At 70.4% G+C, this 15,410-nt stretch carries 16 protein-coding genes and 1 tRNA gene; 2 read left to right on the top strand and 15 right to left on the bottom strand.

Going from position 1 to position 15,410, the window contains the following annotated elements; genetic code table 11:
• Positions 1-25: 25 nt before the first annotated feature.
• The 6 genes from HNR14_RS08260 to HNR14_RS08235 are packed head-to-tail and all read right to left on the bottom strand — an operon-like array spanning position 26 to position 7,187.
• Complete coding sequence (locus tag HNR14_RS08260) at positions 26-1,750, bottom strand: serine/threonine-protein kinase (protein WP_179700665.1); 1,725 nt, start codon at positions 1,748-1,750, stop codon at positions 26-28.
• Positions 1,747-3,201, bottom strand: coding sequence for a peptidoglycan D,D-transpeptidase FtsI family protein (locus HNR14_RS08255; protein ID WP_179700664.1), 1,455 nt, complete (start codon positions 3,199-3,201; stop codon positions 1,747-1,749). The genes HNR14_RS08260 and HNR14_RS08255 overlap by 4 nt, the downstream gene beginning before the upstream one ends.
• Before the next feature lie 3 nt (positions 3,202-3,204).
• Positions 3,205-4,617 carry an FtsW/RodA/SpoVE family cell cycle protein gene (locus HNR14_RS08250; protein WP_179700663.1) on the bottom strand — a complete coding sequence of 471 codons (1,413 nt, stop codon included), beginning with the start codon at positions 4,615-4,617 and terminating at the stop codon, positions 3,205-3,207.
• Positions 4,601-5,851: a Stp1/IreP family PP2C-type Ser/Thr phosphatase gene (locus HNR14_RS08245; protein WP_179700662.1), complete on the bottom strand. Its 1,251-nt coding sequence runs from the start codon at positions 5,849-5,851 to the stop codon at positions 4,601-4,603. The genes HNR14_RS08250 and HNR14_RS08245 overlap by 17 nt, the downstream gene beginning before the upstream one ends.
• 2 nt (positions 5,852-5,853) lie before the next feature.
• Positions 5,854-6,450: an FHA domain-containing protein FhaB/FipA gene (locus tag HNR14_RS08240; RefSeq protein WP_179700661.1), complete on the bottom strand. Its 597-nt coding sequence runs from the start codon at positions 6,448-6,450 to the stop codon at positions 5,854-5,856.
• On the bottom strand, positions 6,447-7,187 hold the full coding sequence (locus HNR14_RS08235) for an FHA domain-containing protein (RefSeq protein WP_021763000.1): 741 nt from the start codon (positions 7,185-7,187) through the stop codon (positions 6,447-6,449). The genes HNR14_RS08240 and HNR14_RS08235 overlap by 4 nt, the downstream gene beginning before the upstream one ends.
• A 195-nt stretch (positions 7,188-7,382) precedes the next feature.
• Here HNR14_RS08235 and HNR14_RS08230 point away from each other — a divergent pair.
• A tRNA-Leu gene (locus tag HNR14_RS08230) sits at positions 7,383-7,466 on the top strand.
• A gap of 85 nt (positions 7,467-7,551) precedes the next feature.
• Here HNR14_RS08230 and HNR14_RS08225 read toward each other — a convergent pair.
• The 7 genes from HNR14_RS08225 to HNR14_RS08195 all read right to left on the bottom strand — a co-directional run bounded on the left by HNR14_RS08225 (position 7,552) and on the right by HNR14_RS08195 (position 13,745).
• Complete coding sequence (locus HNR14_RS08225) at positions 7,552-8,439, bottom strand: MurR/RpiR family transcriptional regulator (RefSeq protein WP_179700660.1); 888 nt, start codon at positions 8,437-8,439, stop codon at positions 7,552-7,554.
• Positions 8,436-9,284 (bottom strand): metallophosphoesterase, encoded by an 849-nt coding sequence (locus HNR14_RS08220; RefSeq protein ID WP_179700659.1) that lies wholly within the window; start codon positions 9,282-9,284, stop codon positions 8,436-8,438. Before HNR14_RS08220 ends, HNR14_RS08225 begins: the two co-directional genes overlap by 4 nt.
• Entirely contained in the window at positions 9,281-10,195 is a 915-nt protein-coding gene (gene phnE / locus HNR14_RS08215; protein ID WP_179700658.1) for a phosphonate ABC transporter, permease protein PhnE, read from the bottom strand. The genes HNR14_RS08220 and phnE (HNR14_RS08215) overlap by 4 nt, the downstream gene beginning before the upstream one ends.
• Entirely contained in the window at positions 10,192-10,989 is a 798-nt protein-coding gene (gene phnE, locus HNR14_RS08210; protein WP_021763287.1) for a phosphonate ABC transporter, permease protein PhnE, read from the bottom strand. The genes phnE (HNR14_RS08215) and phnE (HNR14_RS08210) overlap by 4 nt, the downstream gene beginning before the upstream one ends.
• Positions 10,986-11,798: a phosphonate ABC transporter ATP-binding protein gene (gene phnC / locus HNR14_RS08205; RefSeq protein ID WP_179700657.1), complete on the bottom strand. Its 813-nt coding sequence runs from the start codon at positions 11,796-11,798 to the stop codon at positions 10,986-10,988. The genes phnE (HNR14_RS08210) and phnC overlap by 4 nt, the downstream gene beginning before the upstream one ends.
• Positions 11,799-11,884: 86 nt before the next feature.
• Positions 11,885-12,910 carry a phosphate/phosphite/phosphonate ABC transporter substrate-binding protein gene (gene phnD / locus HNR14_RS08200; RefSeq protein WP_179700656.1) on the bottom strand — a complete coding sequence of 342 codons (1,026 nt, stop codon included), beginning with the start codon at positions 12,908-12,910 and terminating at the stop codon, positions 11,885-11,887.
• A gap of 67 nt (positions 12,911-12,977) precedes the next feature.
• A complete protein-coding gene (locus HNR14_RS08195; protein WP_179700655.1) occupies positions 12,978-13,745 on the bottom strand; it encodes an HAD family hydrolase in 768 nt (255 codons plus the stop codon).
• Between the two features lie 105 nt (positions 13,746-13,850).
• On the opposite strand from HNR14_RS08195, the gene HNR14_RS08190 reads away from it, so the two are divergent.
• Complete coding sequence (locus HNR14_RS08190) at positions 13,851-14,414, top strand: hypothetical protein (RefSeq protein ID WP_179700654.1); 564 nt, start codon at positions 13,851-13,853, stop codon at positions 14,412-14,414.
• On the opposite strand, the gene HNR14_RS08185 is transcribed toward HNR14_RS08190, so the two are convergent.
• Positions 14,395-14,961 (bottom strand): dihydrofolate reductase family protein, encoded by a 567-nt coding sequence (locus HNR14_RS08185; protein WP_179700653.1) that lies wholly within the window; start codon positions 14,959-14,961, stop codon positions 14,395-14,397. The two genes, HNR14_RS08190 and HNR14_RS08185, sit on opposite strands and share 20 nt — an antisense overlap.
• A 38-nt stretch (positions 14,962-14,999) precedes the next feature.
• A complete protein-coding gene (locus HNR14_RS08180; protein ID WP_039924367.1) occupies positions 15,000-15,257 on the bottom strand; it encodes a hypothetical protein in 258 nt (85 codons plus the stop codon).
• Positions 15,258-15,410: the final 153 nt, after the last annotated feature.

The raw sequence follows: 15,410 nt of genomic DNA, 5'->3' as shown, positions 1-15,410 counted from the left end.
GCGTACCGGGTGGGACGAACCGGGGTCAGCCGTTTCCGCTCGCGCCTCCGGTGCCGCCCTGCGCCGGCGGGGTGCTCGACGAGATCACGTAGTCGACCGTGGGTGACTGGCCCGACTCCACGGACTCGCCGCAGAAGATCGTGTACGAGAGCTTGTACGTGCCGGCTGCGGTCGGAGCCCACACGGTGGTGTTGCCGGACGTCGGAGTCTGCTGGGCGCCGTTCACATAGAGCGCGCGGCCGACCAGGTTCTGACCGGCCGGGCAGCCCGCCGAGCCGAAGGTGACGGTGATCTGCGTGGCCGGGTCGGCCAGCTGCTGCGGCGACGCCGGGTTGGCAGACACGGTGTCGGTGGGCGTCGGGATGGCGGCGACGTCACCGTAGACCTGGACCGTCACGGTCGAGCCCTTCGGGACCGGACCGGTCGGGTTCACGCGGTAGACCGTGTTGACCGCATCCTTCGACGTGGCCGGCGAGCCGGTCTGCACGTCGGCGACCATGCCGAGGCCCTGGAGCATCTGGCGCGCTTCATCGGCCGTCTTGCCGAGGAACTCGCTCTCGGTGATCTGCGCGGTGTTGGCGGTCGGAGTCGGGGTCGGTGTCGTCGGCTTGGGCGTCGGCGTCTGGCTCGTGGTGGTCGTCGCCGTCGGCTTGGTGCCACTCGGCTGAGCGACCAGCGCGATGATGGTGCCGATCAGCACCAGCGCGAGCAGCGCGATCAGGGCGATGAGCGGCCAGGTCCACGGGCTGCGCTTCTTCTCCTCGACCGGCTCCTCCGGCGTCTCGTCCGCAGCCTGGGCGGCGGTCGCGGACGGCAGCACGGTGGTGGCCTGCGTCGGCGAGCCTCCCGGAGACGGCATGAGCATGGTCGCGGCGTCCGTCGCGGCGGCACCGCCGAGGATGGCCGGGACCGACGCGGCCGCGGCGCGGACGTCGCCGCGGCGCAGTGCCTGAGCCGCACGCGCAAGGTGGGCCGCGGACGCCGGACGGTCGGCCGGGTTCTTGGCGATGCAGGCGAAGACGAGGTTGCGCACGGGCTCGGCGACCGTGGCAGGGAGCTCGGGCGGGGCCTCGTTGATCTGGGCCATCGCGATGGCGACCTGCGACTCGCCCGTGAAGGGGCGGCGTCCGGCGAGGCACTCGTATGCGACGATGCCGAGCGAGTAGATGTCGGTCGTGGGCGACGCGGGGTGGCCCGACGCCTGCTCCGGCGAGAGGTACTGCACGGTGCCCATGACCTGGCCGGTGGCGGTCAGCGGCACCTGGTCGGCGATGCGGGCGATGCCGAAGTCCGTGATCTTCACGCGGCCGTCCGGCGTGATCAGCAGGTTGCCCGGCTTGATGTCGCGGTGCACGAGACCGGCCGCGTGCGCGGCGTGCAGGGCGGCGGCGGTCTGCGCGACGATGTCGAGCGTGCGGTCGGTGCTGAGCACGTGCTCCCGCTCGAGGATGCTCGAGAGCGCCTCGCCGGGGACGAGCTCCATGACGAGGAAGGCGCTGCCCTCCTCCTCGCCGTAGTCGTAGACGTTCGCGATGCCCTCGTGGTTGACGAGCGCGGCGTGGCGGGCCTCGGCGCGGAAGCGCTCGAGGAACCCGGGGTCGCCGAGGTACTCGTCCTTGAGGATCTTGATCGCGACCGTGCGGCCGATCACGAGGTCCGTGGCCTGCCACACCTCGCCCATGCCGCCGATCGCTATGCGCGACTGCAGCTCGTAACGTCCTCCGAAGGTGAGCCCTGCTGTGGGTCTCATTTATTCAGCACCGCCTCTAGTACTTTCTTCGCGATCGGCGCGGCGATGGAGTTACCCGTGCCGCTCTGACCTCGTCCACCGCCATTTTCAACGACTACTGCCACAGCGAACTGAGGATCGTTCGCCGGCGCGAAACCCGTGAACCAGAGCGTGTACGGCTCATCGTCGCCGTTCTGCGCCGTCCCCGTCTTCCCGCCGACCTGGACCCCACCTATTCTTGCATTGCTGGCCACGCCTTCATTGACGCCGTCGACCATCATCTGCTTGATCGTGTCGGCGTTCTCCTGGCTCATCGGCTCCGACAGCTGCTTCGCCTGGAAGCTCTCGATCGTCTGCAGATCGGACGAGCGGATGGAGTCCACCAGGTTGGGGTACATCAGCTTGCCGCCGTTCGCCACCGCGGCCGACACCATCGCCATCTGCAGCGGCGACGCCTTGTCGTCCTTCTGCCCGAAAGAGCCGAGTGCGCGGTACGCGTCGTTCTCGTAGAGCGGGTACACGCTCTTCTCGACCGGGATCGGGATCTTCAGGGCCTGGTTGAAGCCGAACTTGTCGGCCTGGTCCTTGATCACCTGCGGGTCCAGCTGCATCCCGAGCTCGGCGAACGGGATGTTGCACGAGAGGATCTGCGCGGTCGCGATCGACACGGTGTCGCCCGAGCCGCACGTGGTCAGCGAGTCGTTCTTGACCACGGTGGGGGAGTCGGGGAGCTGGAGGCTCGACGGGTTGGGCAGCTGGCTGTCCTTGGTGTACTTGCCGGTGCCGAAGGCGGTCGCGCTCATGACCGGCTTGAAGGTGGACCCGGGCGGGTTCAGGTTTCCGCCGATGGTGCGGTTGATCAGGGGATCGCCGGACGCGTCGAGCAGCTGCTGATACGTGTCGTTGACGGCCGCCGTGTCGTGGGACGCGAGCACATTGGGGTCGTAGTTCGGCTTGGACACCATGGCGAGGATGCGGCCGGTCTTGGGCTCCAGCAGCACGACGGCGCCCTGGTAGTCGCCGAGGGCGTCCCACGCGGCCTGCTGGGCGACCGGGTCGATGGTCGTCTCCACCGTCGCGCCCTGCGGGTTCTTGCCCGTGAGGATCGAGTTGATGCGGTCGAAGAACTGCGAGTTGGAGGTGCCGCTGAGCTGCTGGTCGAGCGCGCCCTCCAGCCCCGTGGCCTCGCCGTTTATCGGGTAGAAGCCGGTGACGGCCGAGTAGAGCGGGCCGTTGCTGTAGACGCGCTGCCACTTGTAGACGTCGTCGGAGGGGACGGACTGGGCGATGGGCTGTCCGGCGACCAGGATCGCGCCGCGCTGGGCGGCGTAGCTGTCGTTGCGGGCACGGGTGTTGCGCGCGTCCGCCGAGAGCGAGTCCGCCTGGAAGACGGTGAGGATCGACGTCGACACCAGCAGGGCGACGAACATCGCCAGGACGATCGTGCTGACGCGCTTGATCTCGCGGTTCATGGGCTAGCTCACCACCAGACGGGGCTGATTGCGGACCGTGTCCGACAGGCGTAGCAGCAGCGCGACGATGATCCAGTTGGCCACCAGCGACGAGCCGCCGGCGGCGAGGAACGGCGTGGTCAGACCGGTCAGCGGGATGACGCGGGTGACGCCGCCGATCACGATGAAGCACTGCAGGCCGACCGTGAACGCGAGGCCCACGGCGAGCAGCTTGCCGAAGTCGTCCTGGCCGGCGAAGCCGATGCGGAGGCCGCGGGCGACGAAGACGAGGTAAAGGGCGAAGATCGCGAACAGGCCGGCGAGGCCGAGCTCTTCGCCCAGGCTCGCGATGATGTAGTCGCTCTGCGAGACCGGGGTGACCCACGGCTGGCCCTGGCCGAGTCCGGTGCCGATGAGGCCGCCGTGCGCCAGGCCGAAGAGCCCCTGCACCAGCTGGAAGCTGCCGCCGTCGGCGTCGTAGACCTTCTGCGCGAACGGGTTGAGCCAGTTCTCGAACCGGTCGTGCACATAGACGAGCACCTGGCTGGCGACGATCGCACCGCCGACGATGAGGAGCACGCCGAGGATGACCCAGCTGATGCGCGCCGTCGCGACGTACAGCATCACGAGGAACAGGCCGAAGATGAGCAGACCGGTGCCGAGGTCGCGCTGGAACACGATCACGGCCATCGACATCAGCCAGACGATGAGGATGGGGCCGAGGTCCCTGGCGCGCGGGAAGCGGATCCCGAGGATCTTCTTGCCGACCATGGAGAGCGAGTCGCGGGCCTGCACGAGGTAGCCGGCGAAGAAGATCGCGAGGCACAGCTTGGCGATCTCACCCGGCTGGAAGCTGAACGGGCCGATCCCGATCCAGACCCGCGCGCCATAGATCTCCTTGCCGATGCCGGGCAGCATCGGCAGCAGCAGGAGGATCAGGGCGGCGAAGCCGAAGATGTAGGTGTACCGCTGCAGCACGCGGTGGTTGCGGATGACGATGATGACCGCGAGCGCGCAGACGATCGCGATCGCCGTCCACGCGATCTGCTTGACGCCCGCGCTGTCCCAGCCGGCATCGCCGTAGTGGATGTCGATGCGGTAGATCTCGGCGATGCCGATGCCGGTGAGCACCGTGGCGATCGGCAGGAGGAACGGGTCGGCCTGCGGCGCCACGAAGCGGAGGGCGATGTGCATCCCGATCACCAGCGCCGAGAGCCCGGCGCCGAGGTAGACCAGGGTGAGGTCGACGTGGCCGATCGCTCCGAGCTGCACGAGCACGACCGCGGCCGCGTTGATCGCGCAGGCGATGAGGAGCAGGAAGAGCTCGAGGTTGCGGAGCTTGGCGGGCAGGCGCAGCCGCTTGACCGGCCCGGTGGCGGCCTTCGCCGTGGCTCTGGCGGTGGAGCGGGACTCCGCGACGCTACTGTTTGACGGCATCGCTCAACTGCTCCACGATCGATCGGGCCGCCGTGAGGTCGTCCGCGTTGATGGTCTGCTTCACCAGCTGCTTGTCGTAGGCCGGGAGGTCGTTCACGACGACGGGAGTCTCCTCGTAGACGTGCGAGAGGCTGATGGGGCCGAGGTCCTGCTGGACGCCCTGGAAGATGGCGACCTTGCCGGCGGAGGACGCCCCGACGAAGTAGCGCGACTGCGTCCACTGGTAGCCGATGAAAGCCGCTGCGACGATCGCCAGGACGAGGACGACGAGGCCCACCATCCACGTGACGCGGCGGCGGCGGGCGCGGCGGGCATCCTCCTCGATGAGCTCGTCGAGGTAGTCCTCCGACTGCGGCTCGAAGTGGGTGGGACCGGACGACGGGCGCACGGGGTGCAGGCGCAGGGTCGGCAGCCGCGACGCCCGGGTCGCGGGCTTGGGCTCGCCGAACTGGAGCGGGGCGGCGGCCGAGCCGACCGTCACCGGGTCCTTCACGACGTCGCCGGGTATGACGTCCGCGATGTCGAGGATGACCACGGTCACGTTGTCGGGGGCACCGGCGTCGAGGCTCTGCTTGAGGAGCTTCTCCGCGACCTGCTTCGGCGCGTCGCGCGTCGCCAGCGCGGCCTGGAGCTCGTCGTTCTTGACCACTCCGCTGAGGCCGTCGGAGCAGATCAGCCAGCGGTCGCCCGGCTTGGTGTCGAGCACCCAGGTGTCGATCTCGGGGGAGGCGTCCACGTCGCCCAGCACGCGCATCAGCACGGAGCGGCGCGGGTGGACCATCGCCTCCTCCTCGGTGATGCGGCCGCTGTCGACGAGCCGCTGCACGAAGGTGTGGTCGGTCGAGACCTGCTTGAGCTCGCCGTCGCGATAGAGGTAGATGCGGGAGTCGCCGATGTGGGCGAGCGCGATCTGGTCGCCGACGCGGATCATCGCGCTGACCGTGGTGCCCATCCCGGTGAGCTCGGGGTGCTCGAACACGGTCTCGGCGAGCAGCGAGTTCGCGGCGATCAGCGCGGACTGCAGCGCGAACTCGGCTTCCGTCGCCGATGCGTACTCGGTGTCCGCCTCGCGGATGCGGTTGACCGCGATGGCGCTGGCGACGTCCCCTCCCGCGTGGCCGCCCATCCCGTCGGCGACGACGAACAGCCCGTGACCCGCGTAGCCGGAGTCCTGGTTGTTCGATCGGATCTTGCCGACGTGCGAGAGCGCCGCCGCTCGGTTGGAGTTCGCCACGGCTACCGTCGCAGCTCGAAGGTGGTCGTCCCGATCTTGATCGGGGTGTCGAGCGGGACCTGGGTCGGGACGGTGACCCGGCGGCCGTCGAGGAACGTGCCGTTGGTGGAGTCCAGATCCTGGATCATCCACTCGTCGTTCCAGAGGAGCAGCCGGGCGTGGTGGGTGGAGGTGTAGTCGTCGCGGATGACCAGTCCGGACTCGCTGGAGCGGCCGATCGTGATGGGGTCGCGGCCGAGGGAGAGCTCGGTGCCGGCGCGCGGGCCGGACGTGATGACGAGACGGTGCGCGGTCTGCACGCTGGCCTTCGTGCCCCCGGTGACGGTGTTCGCACCGGAGGGGAGGCTGGAGACGGGGGCGTGGCGCTGCACCGGCTCGGTGACGGCGGCCGCGGCGGCTGCACCTACCGGGGGAGCGGGCGCGGCGGAGGCCGGGAACGGCGAGAGGGGCGCCGCCGCCGCCTGGGCCTCGGGGAGCTTGCGGACGCGTTGCCCGAACAGGTCGGTGCGCAGCGCGTAGACGATGCCGAAGACGAACAGCCAGAGCAGCAGCAGGAAGCCGAACCGCAGGACCAGCAGCGTCAGCTCGCTCGGGTTCACGAGGTGCTCCAGAAGTTGCCGGCGTCGTGGCGGCGGGTCGCGTCGTCGACGGGCGCCTGCGGTCGGCTCGGCGCGGCCTGCGGCAGCACGCGGAACACGATGCGGGTGCGGCCGATGGTCACGACCGACTCCGGCTCGAGGATGCCCTTGCGCACGGGCTCGCCGTTGAGCTTGGAGCCGTTCGTCGAGCCGAGGTCCTCGACCTGGGCGCGGTGACCGTCCCAGGTGATCATCACGTGGCGGCGCGAGATGCCCGTGTCGTCGACGGTGATGTCGGCGTCGCCACCGCGGCCGACGACCGTGCGGGCGCGCGTGATCGGGTAGTGGGTGCCGTTGATGTCGAGCACCGGGGTCCAGGCGACGTCGCCCTTCACGTTCTCGGAGTCGACCTGCAGCATCCCCACCGAGATGTCCGTGTCCTGCGCCAACTCGATCGAGATGCCGCCGGCGAACTGGTAGTGCTGGGTCGTCGCGTGCTTCTGCACGAAGCTGATGAGCTCGTCCGTCAGCGCGGCGCCCATGGAATGCATGCGCTGATAGTCGGCGGGCGACATCCGCAGCACGAAACGGTTGGGCGCGAGCACCCGGTCACGGGCCACGACGGCGGCCTTCGTGTCGAGCTCCTTGCGCAGCGCGCTCGTGAGTTCGACCGGCTGCAGACCGGAACGGAAGGTCTTCGCGAACGCGCCATTGACAGCGCGCTCGAGCCCCCGCTCGAAGTTGTCCAGTATGCCCACAGTCTCCCGCTCCCGGCTCGCCAGCTACATGCATGTTAGTCGGAACCCTTGCGAAGAGGCCTCCCGGCGCCTGACCGTCCGGTGAAGATACACCCCGAGATGCAGGCGCGCGAGCCCTTCGGCCACGGTGCACCCGCCGGCGGAGCGCCCCGGATTCGTGGTCGGGACGGCTGCCGTGTTAGTCTTCCTTGGTTCGCGCGAGTGGCGGAATTGGCAGACGCGCTGGCTTCAGGTGCCAGTGCTCGAAAGGGCGTGGGGGTTCAAGTCCCCCCTCGCGCACGAACGAAGGGCCGGTACGACGGAAACGTCAGACCGGCCCTTCTTGTATCTCGCTGCGGCGTGTCGGAGGCCGAGGCCCGCGCCGCTACTCCGCCAGGTTGGTGCTGATCGCGTCGAGGGCGAGGCTCTTGGCGTGGAGGGCGGCGTCGCCGAGGCGGTCCGTGGTGGCGGCGACGAGGCCCTCGATGAGGATGGCCTGGGGGAGGCGCGAGGCGAGAGTGATCTCGTCGCGGAACGTCAGGTCGGGCATGGTGACGACGAGGGCCAGGGTGGCGGCCAGGGCGATCGGGCTGCGGCCGAAGGCGGTGACGGCGATGACGTCGGCGCCGGCGGCGTTCGCGGCGGCGACGGTGCGCAGAGTGACGGCGTTGGAGCCGCTGCCGCTGATGACGAGCAGCAGGTCGCCCGGCTGGAGCAGGCGGGCCGTGATCTGCTGGCCGATGACGTCGGACTGGGCCTCGGCGGCGCGGCCGATGCTGGTCAGGCGGGCGGCGGCATCCCAGGCGAGCGGGGCCGAGAGGCCGTTGCCGACGACCACGACGCGGCGGGCGCCCGCGAGCAGGGTGACGGCCTGCTCGATCGATTCGGGGTCGAGGAGGGCGAGCATGTCGGAGACGCGGTCGGCCAGCTGGGTGAAGGTGTGCGCGACGATGCCGGCGGCTCCGGTGGGGGAAGTGGCGGCCGACGCGGGCAGGGCGGCGGCATCCCGGGCGAGCAGCACGCGCAACTGCTGGTAGCCGGTGAAGCCGAGGCTCTGGCAGGTGCGCACGACGGTGGCGCGCGAGGCGCCGGAGAGGTCGGCGACCTGCTGGGAGCTGAGCTCGACGATCTCGGCGGAGCGCTCGAGCAGCACGGCCGCGACGGCGCGCTCGGTCGGCAGCAGGGACGGCAGGAGGCTGCGGATCGTCGCGATGACGGCGCCGGGCCGCTGCTCGGCCGGGCGCGACGGTTCGGGTGTCGTCGGTTCGCTCATGCGCCGCTCCCGGCGGCAACGGCGATCCGCGCGACCTCTGCGGCGTCGAGATCGAAGATCTCCACGCCGTCCTCCGGCCCGGGAGCGGGGAGGAAGACGGCGCGGGGCTCGCCCTCGACCGGCAGATCGACGACGGCGAAGCCCGAACCGATGACCGCTCTCTCGGTTCCGGCGGCGGCGATCGGGTCGGAGCTGTTCGCGACACCGGGAGCGACGACGACGGGGATGCCGCGTGCCTCGGCCGCGAGGGCGTGGTGGTAGTGCCCGCCGAGGATGAGACGCACGTCGCCGGCGGCGCACACGTCGAGCAGGGCCTCCGGGTTGGTCAGCTCGAGCGCGGCGAGCAGGGCGCTCGCTGCGGGCACGGGCGGGTGGTGCAGGACGACGACGGTGCCGTGCGGAGCGGGGACGGCCAGGATCCCGGCGAGGCGATCGAGCTGCTCGGCGTCGAGGGCGCCGTAGCCGGCTCCGGGCACCGAGGTGTCAAGCGTCACGACGCGGAATCCGCCCCGGAGGGTGACCGTCTCGCGCGCGCCGAGCACGGTCTCGAAGCCGCTCCGGAGGTCGTGGTTGCCCATGGCGTACACGACATCGGCACCACGGTCGTCGGCGAAGGGAGCGAGTCGCGAGGCGAGCAGCCGGTAGCTCTCGTCGCCTCCGTCGTCGGAGAGATCCCCGCTCGCGACGACGAGGTCGATCGCGTCGAGCGCGGCGGCCCGCGCGAGCGTCCGGTCCAGAGCCGCGAGGGTGTCCACGCGGCCGTAGTGGAGGCTGCCGTCGCTGAAGAGGTGGGTGTCGCTCAGGTGCAGGATGCGGAGGCCGGCGGGCGTCTCGGCGAGGGTCACGAGGTCACCCTACTGGCTCGGCGGCGCAGCGCGGAGACCACGGGGAGCTCCCACCGGCCGGCGATGATGCGGTGCCGCACCATGCCCGACAGCTGGTCGATGATCATCGTGACCACGACGACCACGAGCATCAGGATGCCGACGACGTCCCACACCCGGAACTGGATGTTGTCGATCAGCATCTTGCCGATGCCGCCCGCGCCGATCAGGCCCAGGATGGCGGACGCGCGCACGTTGATCTCGAAGCGGTAGAGCCAGAACGCGAGCACATCGGGCTTGGCGCTCGGCCAGACGCCCCAGCGCATGATGCGCACCCGGGAGGCGCCGGCCGCGGTGGCGGCCTCGATGGGGCCGCGGTCGACCGACTCGAAGCTCTCGTAGCCCCACTTGCCGAGCGTTCCGATGGAGCCGATCGCGATGGCCAGGGCGCCGGTGTAGGCGGTCAGGCCGGTCACGGAGAGCATGAGCACCGCGATGACGACCTCCGGCACGGCCCGGAGCACGGCGAACACCGCGCGCAGCGGCCAGCGCACGAAGGCGGGCGTGAGCCCGCGGGTCGCGAGCAGGCTGAGCGGGAACGAGACGATCACGCCGAGCACGGTACCGAACCACGCCATGGCGACGGAGAGCATGGTGGCGGAGAGGGCGTCGGGCAGCTTGGACCACGCCGGCGGCAGGAACATCAGCCCGAGGTAGTGGGCGAGCTTCTGCGGCAGCTGGAGGAGGGCGTCCCACGAGATGTCGACGCCCCAGAAGGCGGCCACGACGACCACGGTGATGACGACCCACACGATCGCGCGACCGACGCGCAGGGGACGCTTCGGGCGCTCCTGCCCGGGGCGGCGGGGCGCGTCCGGCGCAGTGCGGGGAGCGGCGCCGGAGGCGGAGCCGGTGTCGGTGATCGCGGTCATCGGAGCAGCCTCCGGCGGGCGAAGGAGCTGAGCAGCTCGAGCAGCACGACGAGCACCAGGACCTCCAGGATGATCATGCTCAGGTAGTGGTACTGGTAGAAGGTCCGCACCTTGTCGATGAGCATGCCGAGACCGCCGGCGCCCACGAGACCGATGACGGTCGACGCGCGGATGTTCAGCTCCAGCACGTAGATCGTCTGCGAGAGGTAGGTGGGTGCGACCTCCGGGACCATCGCGGCCCGGTTGGCGCGGAACCAGGTGGCGCCGGACGCGAGCGCCGCCTCCTGGCCGCCGCGGTCGAGGCCGTCGAGGGCCTCCGACACGAGCTTCACCAGGATGCCCACGTTGAACAGCACGAGGGCGAGGATGCCGGAGAGCGCGCCCGTGCCGACGACGGTGACGAACAGGGACGCGTAAAGGAGGTCGGGCACGCTGCGCACGATGTTCATCACGAAGCGCACGACGCCGAGCACCGGCCCGTTGGGGTTCGTCGCGCGCGACGCGAGGAACGAGAGCGGCAGGGCGATCACCACGCTGACGGCGGTCGCGATGACCGCCATCTGGATGGTCTGGAGGAGGGCGGGCAGGGTCTCCGGGAAGAAGGAGTAGTCGGGCTGGAAGAGCTGGATGAACGTGTTCGAGGCGTTCTGCGCGTTGGCGAACAGCGCCCCGACGTCGACCTGCACGGCGAACGCCGACCACACGGTGATGCCCGCGATGACGACGACGGCGATCAGCGCCTTCCAGCCGGTGCGCGGCCGCGCGGGGCGCAGCGAACCGGGTGCCGTCGTCACAGCTGCACCGTGGGGGCGTCGAGCACATCGTCGGCGGTGAGCGAGCGGCCGTAGATCGACTCGAACACGCCCTCGTCGGCATCGGCGCCGGTGCCGTCGAAGACGATCTCGCCGCTCCGGAGGCCGATCAGGCGGGAGCCGTAGCGCCGGGCGAGGTCGAGGAAGTGGAGGTTGACCACGACCGTGATGCCCAGCTCGGCGTTGATGCGCTGCAGATCGCGCATCACGACGTGCGAGGTGGGCGGGTCGAGGGAGGCCACCGGCTCGTCGGCGAGGATGACCTTCGGTCGCTGGGCGAGCGTGCGCGCGATGGCGACGCGTTGCTGCTGACCGCCGGACAGCTCGGACGCGCTGGAGTACGCCTTGGGCACGATCTCCACGCGCTCGAGGGCCTGCATCGCGAGCTCGACGTCGTCCTTCGCCCACGCGCCGAGCAGGGCGCGCCAGGCGGACGTGTGGTAGAGCCGGCCCATCAGCACGTTGTTGAGCACGGTCGTGCGTTTGGCCAGGTTGAAGCTCTGGAAGACCATCCCGACGTCGCTGCGCAGGGCGCGCAGCTTGCGGCCGCCGAGCCCGCGCAGGCGAGCGTCGCCGACGGTGATCTCCCCGGAGGTGATGGGCACGAGGCCGTTGATCGTGCGGATGAGCGTCGACTTGCCCGCCCCCGAGAGGCCGACGACCGCGGCCATCTCGCCGGGGGCGATGTCGAGGCTCACGTCGCGCAGCCCCACGTAGCCGTTGGGGTAGGTGACCCCGACGTTCTCGAACCGGACGCCGGCGCCGGTGGATGCGGCGGTGGATGTGGTCACGTCTCTCCCTCTTCTCCTGCTCGTGTTTCGTGCGTCGTGCGGAAGACCCCGCCGGCGAGAGGCGCCGGCGGGGTCGAACGCGGTCGTCAGCCGAGGCCGATGCTGGCCGCGGCCTCCTGGGTCTTCTTGAGGCTGGACGGGTCGGCGTCGACGAGGCCGGTGATCTGGTAGATCGCGGTGAGCGCCTTCACGCCCTCCTCGGTGCCGGCGTAGTCCTTCATCGCGTCGGCGATCTTGGTCTGCCACTTGGCGCTGATCTTGCCGGTGATCGAGACGCCGTCGTTCGGGATCTCGTCGGTCAGGGCGAAGACGACGACTTTCTGGCCGACGTCGGGGGTGTCCTTCGCGACGACGCTCCGGGCGTCCCAGTAGCTGGTGCCGACCTCGGCGTCGCCGTTGTAGACGGCGAGCACGCTGGCGTCGTTGGCCGTGACCTGGACGGTCTTGATGTCCTTGTCGACGTCGAGACCGGCCTTCTTCATCGCCGCGACCGGGAAGATGTACCCGGCCGGGGAGGCCGCCTGGAGCAGCGAGACGGTCGCTCCCTTGATCTTGGTGATGCTGTCGAGCCCGGCGGGGCCGGTGCCCTTCTCGGTGCCGTTGCAGTAGAGCATCCCGTTGGCGCCCGCGACGGGCTTGTCGGAGCAGTACTTGTCGGGCTCGTTGGTGAAGAACTGCGCCGCGTAGGTGCTCTTGCCGTTGCGCTGCGTCTGCAGGGCGGGGACCGCGCCGTACTTGTCGCACGCCTGGCTCATCTGCAGGCTCGGGAGCATGCCGATCTGGGCCTGGTTGCTGCCGATGGCCTCGACGGCCGCCTGGTAGTCCTGCGTGATGACGCCCTTGACGGGGATGCCGAGGCGCTGGGTGAGGGCGTCCTCCAGGGGCTTGACCGTCTCGACGAGCTTGCTGGCGTCGCCCGACGGGACGAGCGCGAGCGTGAGCTGCGTGGGGTCGGCCGCCTTGTCGTCCGAGCTGCCGGAGCAGACGGAGGCCGGGGTGCTGGTGCCGCCCGCGGCGGCGGTCTGCTGGCTCACGCCGCAGCCGCTGAGGGCCAGGACGGTGAGGAGCGCGAGGCCGGTGGCGCTCGCGGCGGCGGTCGTGCGGAGTTTCATTGCGGTTCCCATTCTGTGCGGGTGGTCGGTTCGAACGGTGCGGTGCGATGGATCGGTGGAGAAGTCGTCAGGCGGAGGGGATGTGGGAGGGGGTCATGCGGTCGACGGGGTGTGCGAGTGCGAACGCGATCGGGTCCTCAGCCCAGGCGGCGATGCCCGGGTAGAGCTCCGGGAACGTCGGCGCGACCAGGTGGGCGGGCCCGGCGCGGTGCCCGAACCGGTCGATGAGCGCGGTCGCGCATCCCGCCGCGAGGGGTTCGGCGAGGTCGTTGCCCCAGATGTCGCCGACCGAGAGCAGGGTGCGCGGATCGCGGCCGTCGAGCAACCGCGGGAGGAGATCCGCCCAGCCGGCGGGCTTGCGGGCCTCGGCGTGGACGCGATCGATCGACCCGGCGAGGCCGAGGGCCTCCAGCGTCTCGGTCACACCGTCGAGCGGGGCGTTCGTCACCAGCACCCGCTCGGCCGTGCCGGCGAGCCCCTCGAGGAAGTCGGCGAGGCCCTCCGGAGCGGAGACGTCCAGGCGGCCGCCGGCCAGCTCGCGCCGGCTGCGCTGGTAGGCGCGCTGCAGAAGCTCCTCGTCGGCGTGGCCGGCGGCGAGCTCGGCGACCGCGGCATAGCCGTCGGCGTATGCGGGCGACCCCGGCTCGCCGTCGAGGAACGCCCCGAGACGGGCGCGCAGTCCGGCGTCGAGCTCTCGGCCGGCGATGTCGTCCCGGTCGAGGATGCCCGCGATGACCGCCTCGGCGTACGCCCACACGGGGGCGTCGCCGACGCACACCGTCCCGTCGAAGTCGAGGACGAGCAGGGGCAGGATGGAGGTGGTTCCGTCGGTCACGTTCAGCAGCATAGGCGTCCATGAACGTTTCGTTCATAGAAATCTGTGTGATGAAACGATCGTTCACGCAGTGTTCACACGCCCGCCCGCTCGTAGACTCGGGACGTGACCGAAGGCATCCCGGCGTCGAGCGAGGAGCTGTTCGAGCTGTTCGGGACCGGCAGCTGGGTCTTCCTGCCCCAGGCTCCGGCACGGGCGATCGCGGCGGAGCTCACGGCCGAGATCGTCGACGAGCGGTTCGCGTGGGGCGAGAACCCGCATGTCGGCGAGGGTGGCGCGATCCTCGTGCTCACGGCGCCGATGAACGGGTGGATGCTGCTGCACGGGGCCAGCGAGACGGTCGGCGTCGTGGCGGCCGAGCTGAGCGAGCGGCGCGACGTCTACCGCGCGATGATCGACGTGCGGCTGCCGGCGATGAGCTGGGCGTACCTGGAGGGCGGGATGCCGGTCCGCACCGTGTCGGTGGAGCTCGGCGACGACGGCGACCTGGTCACCCGCACCGCGGGCGATCCGCTGCCGTTCGAGCGCGACGGAGCCCTGGGTGCGGGAGGTCCGCACGGGCTCGACTCCTTCTTCTACCCGCTGGCCGTGCTCGGCGAGCACGGAGTGACGCTGGATGAGCTGCGGCGCGGCCTCGGCCTCCCGAGCGTCACCTTGCGGATCGGTTGACGCGGTAGCGCAGCAGCACGGTCCCGCCCGAGAAGGCCCGCTCGTCGAGGAGTTCGAGGTGGAGTGACAGGGCACGCGGGAGGGCGGGGGTGCCGCCACCGACGGTGACCGGCACGACGAACAGCGAGAACTCGTCGATCAGCCCGGCACGGAAGGCGGCCGCCGCGAGCGTCGGGCCGCCGATGGACACGTCCCGATCGGATCCCTCGACCAGCGCCCGCACGATGTCGGGGTCGAAGGAGCGCTCGAGGCGGCTGCGCTCCATGTCGACCGTGTCGAGAGTGGAGGAGTACACGATTTTGTCGATGCCGCGCCAGACCTCGGCGAAGCCGGCGACCACCGCCGGGTCGCCGGGGCCCGGGAGGGTGTCCCACGCGCGCATGGTCTCGTACATGCGGCGCCCGAAGAGGTAGGTGCCGACCGTGCGCTCGCGCTCGTTGATGAAGGCGTGCACGTCGTCGGTGGGCGCCGTCCAGTCGAAGGAACCGGCGGCGTCCGCGGTGTACCCGTCGAGCGAGGCGCTCACGGAGTAGAGGAGGCGGCCCATGCGCCGACCCTAGGACGCCGGGCCGCCTGCGGCCAGCCCTAGCCGCCGATCCGCGGGAAGAGCGCGGCCAGCGCGGCGAGCTGCTCGCCGAAGAACAGCGGCACGATCAGATCGATCACGACGGCTATCCCGACGGCGAGCAGTGCCGCGCCGGCAGCGATGACGACGAGGACCGCGAACAGCCTGAGGTAGGCGTTCTCCGCCACGGCCGCGAGCACCCCTCGTGCCCGGCGGCCCGGCGAGCTCACCCGAGGGACGGGCGAAGTGGCCGTGAGGCGGTGGTCCAGTGTCGTCATGATTCTCTCCCTGCTTCCCCCTGAAGCGGCCGGACCCCCGTCCGGCCGATGAATCCAGTCAAGCCGGGCGCGGGCGGCGGGGCATCCACCCGCGGTCGGGATCGTGTCATCCCTCGGTATGATTCCTCGTGCGCCGGAGGGTCGGGGGCGCAC

The sequence above is a fragment of the Leifsonia naganoensis genome, assembly GCF_013410615.1.
GTDB lineage: Bacteria > Actinomycetota > Actinomycetes > Actinomycetales > Microbacteriaceae > Leifsonia > Leifsonia aquatica.
Note: the sequence above shows the minus strand (reverse complement) of the source record. Positions and strands in the feature narration are given on the sequence as shown.